The sequence below is a fragment of the Bacillus sp. DC4300-2b2 genome (assembly GCF_049895685.1).
GTDB lineage: Bacteria > Bacillota > Bacilli > Bacillales > Bacillaceae > Bacillus > Bacillus safensis.
This window is the reverse complement of sequence record NZ_JAFCSW010000003.1, coordinates 530552-545063: the sequence shown is the minus strand read 5'-3', so window position 1 is coordinate 545063 and position 14512 is coordinate 530552. Positions and strand designations below refer to the sequence as shown.

Annotated in this window: 10 protein-coding genes; all 10 read left to right on the top strand. The window is 39.1% G+C overall.

Going from position 1 to position 14512, the window contains the following annotated elements; all coding sequences use genetic code 11:
* The first annotated feature begins 26 nt into the window (after positions 1–26).
* The 10 genes from ACP69X_RS12795 (at position 27) to ACP69X_RS12750 (ending at position 14511) form a co-directional block, all read left to right on the top strand.
* Positions 27–1190: an acyl-CoA dehydrogenase family protein gene (locus ACP69X_RS12795; protein WP_041086339.1), complete on the top strand. Its 1164-nt coding sequence runs from the start codon at positions 27–29 to the stop codon at positions 1188–1190.
* A 125-nt stretch (positions 1191–1315) separates the two neighbouring features.
* Positions 1316–2104 (top strand): BPU family class D beta-lactamase, encoded by a 789-nt coding sequence (blaBPU, locus tag ACP69X_RS12790; RefSeq protein WP_330545332.1) that lies wholly within the window; start codon positions 1316–1318, stop codon positions 2102–2104.
* A gap of 175 nt (positions 2105–2279) precedes the next feature.
* Positions 2280–9296: a DNRLRE domain-containing protein gene (locus ACP69X_RS12785; protein ID WP_426052720.1), complete on the top strand. Its 7017-nt coding sequence runs from the start codon at positions 2280–2282 to the stop codon at positions 9294–9296.
* A gap of 11 nt (positions 9297–9307) precedes the next feature.
* The gene (locus tag ACP69X_RS12780; protein ID WP_426052719.1) at positions 9308–9922 is read left to right on the top strand and encodes a hypothetical protein; all 615 of its coding nucleotides are present in this window, start codon (positions 9308–9310) and stop codon (positions 9920–9922) included.
* A 447-nt stretch (positions 9923–10369) separates the two neighbouring features.
* Positions 10370–11239, top strand: coding sequence for an alpha/beta hydrolase (locus ACP69X_RS12775; protein ID WP_423358340.1), 870 nt, complete (start codon positions 10370–10372; stop codon positions 11237–11239).
* 75 nt (positions 11240–11314) lie between these two features.
* Positions 11315–11671 (top strand): winged helix-turn-helix transcriptional regulator, encoded by a 357-nt coding sequence (locus ACP69X_RS12770; RefSeq protein ID WP_012010675.1) that lies wholly within the window; start codon positions 11315–11317, stop codon positions 11669–11671.
* Positions 11672–11910: 239 nt separating this feature from the next.
* On the top strand, positions 11911–12543 hold the full coding sequence (hxlA, locus tag ACP69X_RS12765; protein WP_075611677.1) for a 3-hexulose-6-phosphate synthase: 633 nt from the start codon (positions 11911–11913) through the stop codon (positions 12541–12543).
* Positions 12540–13097 (top strand): 6-phospho-3-hexuloisomerase, encoded by a 558-nt coding sequence (gene hxlB, locus ACP69X_RS12760; protein ID WP_338527439.1) that lies wholly within the window; start codon positions 12540–12542, stop codon positions 13095–13097. Before hxlA ends, hxlB begins: the two co-directional genes overlap by 4 nt.
* Before the next feature lie 139 nt (positions 13098–13236).
* On the top strand, positions 13237–13962 hold the full coding sequence (locus ACP69X_RS12755) for a DsbA family oxidoreductase (RefSeq protein WP_075611675.1): 726 nt from the start codon (positions 13237–13239) through the stop codon (positions 13960–13962).
* A gap of 84 nt (positions 13963–14046) precedes the next feature.
* The gene (locus ACP69X_RS12750; protein ID WP_241768910.1) at positions 14047–14511 is read left to right on the top strand and encodes a MarR family winged helix-turn-helix transcriptional regulator; all 465 of its coding nucleotides are present in this window, start codon (positions 14047–14049) and stop codon (positions 14509–14511) included.
* The last annotated feature ends 1 nt before the right edge of the window (position 14512 follow it).

Sequence of the window (14512 nt, the reverse complement as noted above, 5' to 3'; positions counted from 1 at the left end):
TGAGAAACAGAGGAGTTGGATACGTTTTGTCTAAAGCATTATTTGTCGATACCGATTTTCAAAAAACATGGCTCAATCAGCTGGAATCTCTTCGTGAAAGGATCGAACAAAACGCAAAAAAACATGATGAAGGCGCTTATTTTCCTAAAAAGAATATCGAATCATTAGTAAACATGGGATATACAACCCTGTCTCTTCCCGCTGAATATGGAGGCGGAGGTCAATCTGTAACAGATATGGTTCTATTTCAAGAAACGCTTGGGAGCATGGACGGAGCAACTGCCTTATCGATCGGCTGGCACCAAGGAGTTGTAGGTGAAATTTATGAAAAGAAACTATGGAATGAGAATCAGCTGCAATTCTTTGCGGAAGAAGTGAAGAAGGGCGCCCTTGTCAACCGCGCTGTGAGTGAGGCGCAGACAGGCAGCCCAACAAGAGGCGGCAAGCCTGGAACAACAGCGATTAAATCAGGTGATCGCTGGGTGATCAATGGACGTAAAATTTTCACAACGATGTCACCAGCTCTCACATACTTTTTAGTCGGTGTATGGATTGAAGAAAAAGAAGCGATGGGATTCTTCTTAATTCACCGTGATACAGAAGGTGTTTCTATAGAAGAAACATGGGATGTTGTCGGCATGAGAGGAACAGAAAGCCATGATTTAATCCTAGACCAAGTGGAAGTCCCAGATGACATGCTTGTTGAAGTGCAAAAAGGACCTCGAGGCGGTACGTTAAACCCTTGGATCGCCCATATTCCTTCCTGCTATTTAGGGATTGCGCAAGCGGCAAGAGATTATGCTGTTCAGTATGCCATTACCCATTCACCGAACAGTATTAGCGGAACGATTAGTGACCTGCCGAATGTCCAAACACTGATTGGCGAAATTGATTTACTACTAAAGCAAGCACGCCATGTCATCTATTCAACGACAACATTGTATGAGCAGCCTGAGAAAAGAGAGCTGTTAATCAATGAATTCGGTGCAGTGAAGCATACAGTCGTCAATCATAGTCTGCAGGTGGTCGATAAAGCCATGCGTTTAGTCGGTGCAAAAAGCTTGAGCCTTGGCTGTCCGCTTCAGCGTTACTATCGAGATATTCGGGCTGGGCTCCATAACCCGCCAATGGATGATATGACGATTTCAAAAATCGCGAAGCAGGCTATCGAAGAGAAAAAAGAAAGCTAATATGATCAAAAAGCCGGATGAAACCGGCTTTTTTTATTTGGTAGAAAAGAGGACAAGCGTACCTTATGTCCCATCGCTCAGGCATGCTACAATTGATACAAATCATGGGAAAAGGAGCGATTTTTTTGAAGAAAAAGCATATGAAATGGCTGGTTTCCTCCATTATGCTGATGGCACTTTGTATCGGTCAGCCGTCATCAAGTGAGGGAACATCACCAGCCTGGTCAGTAGATGAATTCTTGAAAGACAGGGAAGGCACATTTGTGATACAAGAAGTAAAAGAAAAATCGCCATGGGTATATAACAAAAAAAGAGCGAACAAGCGCTTTGCCCCACAATCAACATTTAAAGTGGCAAATGCCCTCATCGGCCTCCAAACCGGCGCGGTGAGAGATGAATATGACATTAAATATTGGGACGGAGTAAAAAGAGAAATTGATAACTGGAATAAGGATCATACACTGGGCTCTGGCATGAGAGATTCAGTCGTCTGGTACTATCAAGCCATGGCGCGTGACATCGGGGAAGAACGCATGAGCCATTGGGTGAAAGCCATTCACTATGGCAATGAAGACATATCTGGTGGAATCGATCAATTTTGGTTAAGCAGTTCGTTGCGCATTTCTCCAATAGAACAAGTCCATTTCCTCAAACAGCTATATGAAGAAAGTCTCCCATTTGACCTATCTGTCATGAGAACGGTCAAACGAATGATGATACAAGAAGAAGAGAAACATGCCACCCTATACGGAAAAACAGGCTCCGGCTCAGGCATTGGATGGTACGTAGGCTTCATCAAACATAAAAACAAAACCTACATCTTCGCCACAAATATCGAAGGCACCGGACTAGAAGCAAAAGAAATCACCTATCGTATTTTGAAAAAATATCATTTGATTGAAGCATCCGTTTAGGATGCTTTTTTATATGAAAAAGGAGATATATTGATAAGTTGATGATATATGGGTTAGTTTGAAAGGATGATATATTTATAGAAATATATTGAAGTTTCATTTCAAATATATTATTATATATGGCGTAATGTTACAAATGTTACAAATGTTACAAATGTATGATAAGGAGATTAATATGAAACTAAAAAGAAAAGTAAAATGGAAAAGGAATATCGCAGCACTATTAGCCTTTGTGATGCTTTTATCAATGTTTCCTTCTGATATTTTTGCAGAAGAACATGACGAAAATACAAAATCAAGTCATAATCGCTTAGAAAAATTAGATGATTCAAAAGCCCTTGAAATGGCAGGGATTGACGAAGACGAAATTGGAAAAGACGGAGAAGTTCTTTCAGAAAGAACAGAAAACAGCAAGCTTTTTTATGAAGGAGAGGGTGTATTTACACAAGAGGTATATCCTGACCCTATTCATATAAAAGAAGCATCAGACGCTGAGTGGGAGGACATCTCTCCTGAATTAAAGACGATCTCGCAAAAAGAAATAGAGACAGAAAATGCGAGATTAGAATCAACTTTTCAAAAGCAAATGAAGCAAGGTCTATATGCTACATTTGAACACAAGAAGCATCAAATTGAATTTTCAATTTTAAAAGCTTCAGGGAAAAACAAATCAGAAATCAATTCCAAGGATACCTCAGCACAATTTAAAGAGAACACCAATGAGCTTACATATGAAGAGGTATTTCCAAATATAGATTTACGATCATTTACCTTTAATGAAAACATCAAAGAAGATATTGTACTCAATCAATATGATGGCTACAATTCTTTTACATTTAAAATAAAGACAGATCTAACTGGAGAAATTGAGGAAGATGGGTCTATTACATTTTATGATCAGAAAAAACGGACCATTTTTCAAGTACCAAAACCGTTTATGACGGATTCTAATTTAGATGAAAAGTCAGGTGAAGTGGCTCGCTCAGAAGATGTGAGCTTTAAACTAGAAAAAGAAGACGATGGCTATTTACTTCGTGTGACTGCTGATGAGAAATGGCTTAAGGATCCTGAACGAGTTTATCCTGTGTCTATCGATCCATCGACTTCTTTATCTGTGTCAGCAGACACATTCATCATGAGTAAATACCCAACAACAAACTATTCATCCTCTACGCAAAAATGGGATGCTAATCTGAAAAGTTATGTACTGAAAACCGGTTATTATGATAAAACAACTGGTACAAACTACGCCTTCATGAAGTTTAATTCATTCAAACCGATTCAAAATATGAATGTAACAAAAGCGACGCTCAAAACGTATGTTGCTCATTCATATTACGGGACGAAAGCAACTGGTCTTTGGCTGGATACAGTGAATGCCAACTATGATCATACAAAGCTGACATGGAACAATAAACCAAGTTCTAAAAACATCGGTAAAGCCAATGTATATAAAGGACAATGGGCGAGCTATGATGTGACATCAACCATCAAAGCTTGGAATAGTGGAACAGCTAACTATGGCTTTAAATTACATGCAAATGGAAATGGACAAGACCATTGGAAAAAAATAATCTCATCAACAAACTCAACCAATAAACCAGTCATTGAAGTAACGTATACCATTCCACAAGCAAATGCACCAACTGTAAAAGGTTTTAGTAATGGAAATGGGACAGGCTACTTCAATTTAAGTTGGAAAAAGGTAGCTGGCGCAAAAGGTTACAAAGTGTGGCTATACAATGGAAAAGAGTATGAAGCCATTTCAGTTGGAAATGTGGCATCATGGAGTACAAAAGGAAAGAATATATGGCCAACAGCGAGAGAGATAGCAGCAAAAAAATATAAACTTCATTTAGACGGAAAAGGTGGCACTGAATTAGCAGTTGATCCTTCTCCAGTTTACAAAAACTCAGGCGGTAAGTATGCGACAAGTAAAAATTACTGGTTAGCTGTAAGTGCGATTTTTGACCAAGGTGAAGGCGCAATGTCAGCAAAGGTAAAACCTGTCGTGCCGAATGTTGCTAGAGCGAAAGCACCTAGTACAAAAGGATTCAATAATAATAACGCAACAGGTTACTTTGATCTTTCTTGGACTTCAGTTTCCGGTGCAACTGGTTATAAAATACAAATGTTTAATGGGAAAAGCTATGAGACATTGGATCTTGGGAATCAAACATCATGGTCAACTAAAGGGAAAAAAGTATGGCCGACACCTGCTGAGATTAAAGCAGGTAAATATGCATTGCACCTGCAAGATGGAAAAGGTGCTGAGCTTCCAATTCATCCTGGTCCGACTTATAAAAATGCTGGAGGAGATGCGGCTCAAAAACACTATTCCTTCAGAGTGATTGCCTACAATAAAGATGGAGAAGCTATTGCTTCACCGCCAGCTGGACCAACTTTACCTGATCTATCTAGACCAAAAGCTTTAGCTGGATATGCTTATACCAATACAAAAGAAAGCCAAACAGGTTATATCAATTTACATTGGGACAAAGTGAAAAATGCAAAAGGGTATAAAATTAACATCTATAATGGTAAGGCATATCAATCATTTGATGTGGGTGATGTCGATCATTGGACAACACAAAACAAGAATATTTGGCCGACTCCTACTGAAGTTAAAAGTGGGAAATATGTGCTTCATACAGATGATAAAGGCGGGGAATTAGCGCTAGACCCATCACCTGTATATGAAAATGCAAATGGAAATTATAAAGGACGCAAGAACTACTCCTTTACCCTTTCCGCATACGATGCAAATGGAGAAACCATTCCAACACCAGCCTTTAACCCGACATTCCATGAAGGGGCCGAATTCCTTGGAACAGAGGATTACTGGTCGATTATTGATATACCAGACGGCCAGCTTAATGGTGCAACTGGTAATGTGATTGTCAGTGAAGAAGAAATGTCGATTGATGGAAGAGGACCGGGGCTTGGAATTGGTCGAACGTACAACAGTTTAGATGCAGCTGACCACCTGTTTGGTCAAGGGTGGTACGCAGATGTAGAAACGAGTATCACGCCAACAAAAGAAGGTGCTATCTATCTTGATGAGGATGCTACAACCCATGTTTTTACAAAAAAAGCAGATGGCACGTATCAACCACCAACAGGTATTTTCCTTGAATTAACGGAATCAAAAGATGAATACATGTTAAAAACGAAGGATCAAACCTTTGCGCACTTTAGTAAAAACGGTGGGAAAATCACCAAGGTTGTAGATGGACATAAAAATACAACGACATATAAATATAATGAAAACAATCAGCTCACTTCAATGGAAGATGCATCTGGCCGAAAAATAACAATGGATTATGATGAAGATGGTCATATCATTTCGGTTCAAGGACCAAAAGGGAAAAAGCTTTCATATGAGTATGATGCAGGTTTACTAACGAAAGTCATAGATTCAGATGGAACAAGTATCTCATATGAATACGATAAAGAAGGCAGATTGATTAAACAATTCTCTCAAAACAGCACACAAGATCAGCCTGTTTTTACAGAATACCAATATGAAAATCACCGTTTAGTCAAAGCGATCAATGCAAAAAAAGAAACATTTGAGTACGCATATGATATGTCTAAAAAGACACTCATGCTGACGCAGCCAAACGGCCGGAAAATACAGTATACGTATAACGAAGCAGCCAATCCAATTCAAGTTGTAGATGATGCGGAAGGTTTGAAGATTACGACCAAAACCAAATATGAAGGAAATCAAATCGTTGAAGAAGCTGATCCGAATGATGTAGAAAAAGGGAAAGCTTCAGAAAGCTATTCGTATGATAAGAACGGCAATGTTATTCAAGCAAAAGATGCTTATGGCACAGAAACCTACGAGTATAACAAAAACAATGATGTCACTAAAGTGAAAGATACAGAAGGAGATATTACAGATATCGCCTACGATGGATTAGATGCTGTATCTGAGACAGATCAAAGTGGAAATATGTCTTCAGCAAGTATTTATGATTCTTACGGGAATTTAATACAAACGAGTAAAGAACTTGCTGCAGGCGCGAGTATTTTGAAAAATGGCAGTTTTGAAGATACGCTAACTGGCTGGAAGCTTACAGCATCTAAGGATGATGGGAAATTAGCGCAAATAGCTGGGAAAAGTGGTGCGTTATCGGGGGGCCGAGTATTAGAGGTCAGTTCACAGTCGACAACTGAAGGAACAGAACTTGGCTATTCTTCGGCTACACAAGAAGTAACACTAGAGCCAAATACGACGTATACACTAAGTGGGAAAATAAAGACAGAACTAACGAAAGCAAGAGCATTTTTTAACATTGATTTAAGAGATACAAACAATAAACGAATTCAATGGATCAGCAACGGGTACAGCACATTATCAGGCAAAAACGATTGGACAAAACGCCAAGTTTCGTTTACGACGCCATCTCATGCAGGCAAAGCTGTGATATATATGGAAGTGGATCATCGAGATAAGGCTGGAAAAGGAAAAGCCTGGTTCGATGAGATTCAGCTGGAAAAAGGCGAAGTTTCATCAAGTTATAATCCAGTCAAAAATAATTCCTTTACGGATAAAACAACAAGCTGGAGCGGAACAGGTGGTTCATTAGATAATGAAGAAGGCTTTAACGATGACGTTTCGTTAAAAATGACAAGAACTTCTTCAACTCAAGCAAATGCCATCTATAAACAATCTGTACCGATTGAACAAAGTGCGAATGATCAATCTGTGTATGTCACCTTGACTGGGATGTCTAAGGCTGAAAATGTTAAAGCCTCAAATGAAAATGATTACTCACTTCAAGCGTCCGTTACGTATACAGATGGCACAACAGGAACGTTTAATGCGAAATTCCCAACCGGTACACAGGAGTGGAACCGAGCGGCGGTTGTCATACCAAAAACAAAATCATTGAAAAAAGTCGACGTTCAGATCGTTTTCCAAAAAAGCGCGATTGGAACGGTTTGGTTTGACGATATCCGTCTAGTAGAAGGAAGTCTTTTAACGAAAACCACTTACGACGAAAAAGGGAACTATGCAGTTAAAGAAGAGGATGAGCTTGGTTACTCATCTCAATCTGCCTACGATGAAACAGGCAAAAAACTTTCTGAAACAGATGCGAAAGGCGAAAAAACAACATTTGAATATGACCAGGCTGATCAGCTGAAGAAAATCACTTTATCTAACGGGACATCCATTGTGAGAACGTATGATAAAGAGGGCAATGAACAGTCGAAAACCATTCGTGCAGAGTCAGATCAGACGTATCAATTCGAATACGACCTCATGGGCAAATTAACAAAAACTATTGATCCATTAGGGAATGTGTTGAAAAGTGAATATGATGCGAATAGCAACTTAATTAAAACCATTTCTGCAAATGGACATGAAGTGTCTCTCACGTATGATGGAACAGACCGAGTGAAATCCAAGTCATACAATGGAACAGAAAAATATAACTTTAGCTATGATAAAAACGGAAACGAAACAACGGTTGTCAACAAAGAACAAAACACAACCAAAAACAGAACGTTCGACCAACAAAACCGCATTACAAAGTTAGCAGAGCGTGGTAGCAGCCAAACTTGGACGTATCCAGCCGATTCAGATAAACTGAAATCCTTTGAATGGACACACGGAAATCAAAAAGGGACGAACCAATTCAGTTACAATAAGCTTGATCAAATGACGCAAATGAAGGATTCGAGTTCTACGTATTCGTTTGATTATGATGAAAATGGAAATGTTCAGTCCTTTATTACAGGTAACGGCAGTGGTGCTAGCTTTGCTTATGATGAGCGCAATTTAATTAATGATTTGCATATTGGAACAAACCAAGGCACAACGATCTTAAACGAAGCTTACGAATATGATCAAAATGGAAACAGAATAACGATTGATCAAGGAAGCAACGGGAAGATTCGTTATGAATATGGAAAATTAGATCAATTGATCAAAGAAACTCATCCAGATGGCACGGTCATTGAGTACACATATGATGGGTTTGGAAACAGAAAAACCGTCACGACTGAAAAAAATGGCACTAAAAAAACAATCAACGCATCATTCAACATCATGAACCAACTGACAAAGGTAAATGATGAGACTTTAACTTATGACAAAAATGGCAACCGAACGTCTGACGGGCAATTCCTTTATGAATGGGATGCAGAAGATAACATTACAGCCATCACGAAAAAAGGGGAAGACAAGCCATTTGTCACTTACAAATATGATGAGCGTGGATATAGAATTCAAAAAACAGTGAATGGAAAAGTCACCAATTACTTTTATGACGGCGACAGCCTGAATGTTTTATACGAAACAGATGGAGACAACGAAGTCACAAAAACATACACATACGGTGAGAGTGGACAACTCCTTGCATTCACACAAAACGAGAAAAAATATTTCTATCACTACAATGCACACGGTGATGTCATTGCCATCACAAATAGTGCAGGAAAAATCGTTGCTGAGTACGAATACGATACATGGGGCGTCCCAACAAAGGTAAAAGAAGATGAAGAAGTAAAAGGCAACCCATATCGCTATGCAGGTTACCGCTTCGACGAAGAAACAGGACTTTACTATTTAATCGCACGCTACTATGAACCCAAAAACGGCGTATTCCTATCACTTGACCCAGACCCAGGAAGCGATGGAGATGCACTAGATCAAAACGGATATACCTATGGAAACAACAACCCAGTCATGAATGTGGACCCAGACGGCCATTGGGTATGGTTTGTTGTCAATGCAGGATTTGCGGTATATGATGGGTACAAAGCACATAAATCAGGAAAAGGTTGGAAGGGTGTGGCGGTAGCAGCCGCATCAGGATTTTTGGGTGGTGGAAAGTTAAAGGGAGCAAAAAAAGTATTTAGTGCTGGGAAGAAGTCTTATAAACTTTCAAGGAAGAAAGTTAAAGCAAAAAGAACGTATTCTAGTTATAGAAATGTTACTAAAAAAGGTTCAAGAACTAAGAATTATTCTACAAATGTAAGTAAGAGGGAATTTGAAAAAAATCTTAGAAGACAAGGATGGAAAAAATCTGTTCATAATGGAAATGTCATTACAATGACAAAAGATGGACGGAAATATTCATTGAGGAGTCATGCTAAATCAACACCCTTCCCTACCGCAGAATACACACCTAGAGGGAAAAAGAAATTCACCCATAAAATTAGATTAAAACATTAGAGGAGGATATAGTGGAAAATTTGTTTATTACTGATCCAAAGGAATTTAAGCATTATCAGTCTTTCATTAATGGAATCTATGATGATTCCAAAACATTTCCTGATCAAATTTTTAAAACATTACCAAAGCACTTTTTGTTCGAAGAATTTCATTGGTTATTATCGGATGACAGTTGGGAGATGTTAAAAAATCTAGCTATATATCATAAAGATGAATATATATTAATGGCTGTATTAGATAATCAGAAAAGTATAGATAATTTTTATCGTGATTTTGGTTATTACTATTGGGTTAAATTACCTTTAAACATCTCATCAAATAATTACCTTGATATTTTAACGGATTTCCCAAAAAATAATGTTAATGATAGTATTATGAATATTGCTTCAAGAGTGATATGGGTTTCCCCATCTGCCAAATGGATGATTTATGCGGAAAGGGGTTATGAAATAGGAGTATTAGGAACGAGTGAAATAGAGCTCAAGAATAATCAAATTTTTAAAACATGGAGAACTTTGGATGAGGTCGTATTAGATTGGATTTCAGTTGTATTCCCAAACCAAAAGCTTCCTTCTAATTTTACAAATGAACTAATTCAGAATTACTCCAATAATGATCAATTATAATGTTAATTAAGTTGTTAGTTTCATTTAGACCTTTGTTCCCTTGTTCCTAACATAAATCCTCTTCTTTATTAATGAGAAGAGGATTTCTTATTTCAAAAATAACTCACTCTGGCTACGATTTCACATTTCACTTGTTCTGAAAAGAGTTAATACTTAAGATAAAAAAGTTTCTCAGCATGAAGTACGATTTAAGAAAGTGGTGAGTCTTATAATGGGTGGTAAATGGTTATTAGATGGAAAAATCCAGAATCAAATCCCTGATTTCGATATCAACTATCTAAAGCAAATCAATGAAATTCACTACTTTAAAGAGTATAATGAATATGACGACTTGATCAATTGTTTTGCTCTTGCACATCCCATATGAATCTAGTATCGAATTGAATGGTGCTAGTTTATCTACATATCTGCTACTCATGTTTCCCCATCCCAACATAGAAAGGTGCAATGACATTGAATCGAATCTTGAAATGGCTCTTATTTGCGGCGGTCATCGCTGGATTATTGGTATGCGCATTCTTTGTGTTCCGTTTCAACCAGCCTAAGCCGACGACAAACATCCATTATGCAGACACACAAAATAAACAGCAAACACTCGATATGTATATGCCGAAGGGCAAAGATGAAGATAAAAAGAAGAAGCATCCAGTCATGATCTATCTCCATGGCGGCGGCTGGACAGGCGGAGATAAGAATAGAGTCGCTTCTAAAGCTGATTATTTTACAGGTCAAGGGTATGTGTTTGTTTCAATGAATTACAGGCTTCACCCTAATGCCAACTATGAGCAGATGGCAGATGATACGGCAAACGCCATTAAATGGGTGAAGGATCATGCGGATGAATATCAAATTGATTCATCAAAAATCAATGTCATGGGTCACTCGGCGGGCGGTCATTTGACGGCATTGGTTGCTACGGATTCGACCTACTTAAAACGTGTAGGGCTGTCGCCAAAAACGATCAATTCCATTGTGGTTCTAGACGGGCCGTTAAACATCAATCAATTTATACAAGCCATCCCATCGTACAAAAAAGTCTTTGGCAAACAAGAGAAGAACTGGACAAAGGCATCACCTGTCACTTATATGAATCAAAAGAATGTACCGCCTGTCTATTTGGTCACGGGCTGGGAAAATCCTGAGGTGTACCGATTTGCAGAAAAACTGAACCATGATAAAGGCTCTCGGTTTGTTTTTCGGGTGCATACGCTGAGCCACAGTGACCTGAATAAATGGTTTGGATCAGACAGAGCGCCAAAAGAAGCACAAAAAATGACAGAGGCTGTGATGGCTTTTGTTAAAAAACAAAATCAATAACGAAGACCATATGTTCGACAATCCATTTTGTTGCAGTTATGATAAAACCTAAGTGGTTTGTTATTAAAGGAGTGTATGTCGTTGTCATCACGAATGGAAAATAAAGTGTTTAACTGCGAAAAGGAGCTGACGCTGAATATTATCGGCGGTAAGTGGAAAATGCTGATTTTATGGCATCTTGGCAGAGAAGGGACAAAACGTTTTGGTGAGTTAAAGTCGTTAATGCCTGGGATTACGCAAAGAATGCTTGTGAATCAGCTAAGAGAATTAGAGGAAGATCACATTGTGCACCGGGAGGTTTATCCTGTCGTCCCGCCAAAGGTTGAGTATTCTCTCACAGAACTAGGAGAAAGCTTAATGCCGATTTTAGAGGCGATGTATGATTGGGGAAAACAATATCTCGACAGCAATTTCTTAAAAGATGATAAATAGAAAGACTACCGATTGTAGACAAAGGGCTAAAATTACTTTATTTTAGCCCTTTGTCTTTACCCTGAGATACTGCCCAAAAGACAGTATCTTTTTTGTAACCATATGAGGAAAAGTATAGTATGTAAAAAAAAAGTGCGTACTTACATTGCGTCATTCCTGTTGTTATACTCATTTCATCGTTCAAGATGCATCATCCGCGGAGCTCTTGAAGATGAGATGAAAAACGGGAGTGAAAGTTGATGAAATTACAATTAGCATTAGATTTAGTGAATATACCAGAGGCAATTGAGCTGATCAAAGAAGTAGAAGCATCCATTGATGTGGTCGAAATTGGGACACCTGTTGTAATTAACGAAGGGCTTCGTGCTGTAAAAGAAGTCAAGAAGGCTTTTCCGAATTTACATGTACTCGCTGATCTAAAAATTATGGATGCTGCCGGCTATGAAGTGCAGCAGGCATCTGAAGCTGGAGCAGATATCGTCACCATTCTTGCAGCGGCAGAAGATATGTCCATTCAAGGAGCGGTGAAAGAAGCGAAAGCAAGAGGAAAACAAATTTTAGTTGATATGATTGGCATCAAAGATATCGCAGGCCGTGCAAAAGAGCTGGATGCGCTTGGAGTCGATTATATTTGTGTGCATACAGGCTATGACCTGCAAGCGGTTGGTCAAAACTCATTTGCTGATCTTATGACGATTAAACAAGTTGTCAAGCAGGCGAAAACAGCGATTGCAGGTGGAATTAAGCTTGATACGTTACCTGAAGTCGTGAAATTAAACCCTGATTTAATCATTGTCGGCGGCGGTATCGCAAGCCAAGACAATAAAGCAGAAGTGGCTGCACAAATGAAGCAGCTGATCGCACAAGCATGAAGACCAGCGACTATGTGAAAGCCATTTTAAATGAGCTTTCTGATCATTCGTCTGCCATTCAAGACGAACAAGCAGAGTGCCTGGTCACAAGTATTTTATCTGCACAAAAAGTCTTTGTGACAGGTGCAGGCAGATCTGGCTTGATGGGAAAATCGTTTGCGATGAGACTTACGCATATTGGCGTCAAGGCATATGTAATTGGAGAAACGAATACGCCTTCCTTTACAGAAGAGGATCTTTTGATTGTCGGGAGCGGCTCTGGCCGTACAGAGTCTTTACTTGTCCTTGCAAAAAAGGCAAAAGCAATTGGCGGAAAAGTGGCAGCGTTCACGCTTTCTGCTGAGTCACCTTTAGCTGATCTATCGGATGAATTCATCTTATTGTCAGGTGCACCGAAGGATCAACAGGAAGGAAACCATCATACCATTCAGCCAATGGGCTCACTATTTGAGCAGTCGCTTCTTCTGACATACGATGCGGTCATTTTAAGGTTAATGGAAATAAAAGAGCTTGACACACATAAAATGTACGGACACCATGCAAATTTAGAATAGGTATTTTCAAAGCCTTTCCTTTCTTAAAAGGAGAGGCTTTTTCATTTAAAACAAGATCAGAATCTTGACATCATCTAATTGATGTAACTATAATTGTTACATCGTTGAAGAAAAAGTGCAGCACGGAAGGAAGATGAAGATGAAAGTACAAATTTGGTCAGATATCGCCTGTCCTTTTTGTTATATAGGAAAAAAACAGCTGGAAACAGCGCTAGAACAATTTCCAGAGAAGAAACAGGTAGAGATAGAGTTTAAAAGCTTTGAGCTTGATCCGCACGCACCTGTTGATGTCGATCATGACGTTCACGATATGCTTGTCAAAAAATATGGTATGAGCCGCAGCCAGGCCATGGCGATGAATGAGCAGGTGAAGCAGGCTGGTAAAGAGAAAGGAATCGATTTTCAATTCGATCCGCTCGTGTTGACAAACACTTTTGATGCTCATCGATTGGCGCAATATGCTGGTCAAAAGGGGAAAGGTGATTTCGTCATGGGAGAGCTGTTTCAAGCGTATTTTACAGATGGAAAGCATGTTGGTGACCGTCAAACTCTTTTAGACATTGCAGAAAAAGCTGGTCTTGATGAGAAGGAAGTACAGCAAGTTTTGGGCGGCGAAGCATTTGCCGATCATGTCCGAAAAGACGAACAAGAAGCGAGACAGCTTGGTATCAATGCTGTTCCGTTTTTCTTGATCAATGACAAGTATTCAGTTGCAGGTGCACAGCCAGCCGATACGTTCCTGCGTGCACTTGAAACAGCTTGGAAAGAGGAAGCAGCTCAAGCTGAGAAAACGGCTGCCACTTCATTTGAAGCGGCATGTGCAAATGGCGTATGCGCAGTACCTACCCCTAAAGAAGAAGCGTAATAGGCAAATTCCCTATCTTTCTAAAAGATGGGGATTTTTGTTGATTTAATATAAAGTTTGCTTCATAATTAAGGTATATTAATTATGAAGGTGATAAAAGTGATATCCAAAACAGCTATGATCCAAGAGCTAAACAATATCGAAGCTCGCATCCATCAAAAGCTCCGATTAGAGTTTGAAGAATTATTTGTAGATGAGTTAACCGATAAGCAGCATATTGTACTGAATTTTATTGAGCAGAAAGGGGGAAGTTCTCCTATTCAAATTGCCCAGCAATTAGGGATCACTCAAAGTGCAGTGAGTCAATTGTTAAACACGCTTGAAAAAAAAGAATGGATTTGCCGCAGCATTAACCCGCATAATCGGAGGGAATTGCATGTTGAACTTTCTGAGAAGGCCATAACGTACCTAGAGAATATGAGAAAGGTAGAGCTTGCGATTATTGAAAAATATTATTCAGCATTATCCTTCGATGAGATCTCCACATTGACATCGATTTATGAAAAGCTTGATCAATTGATCCCACATCAAAACGAAGAGAAAGGATGAG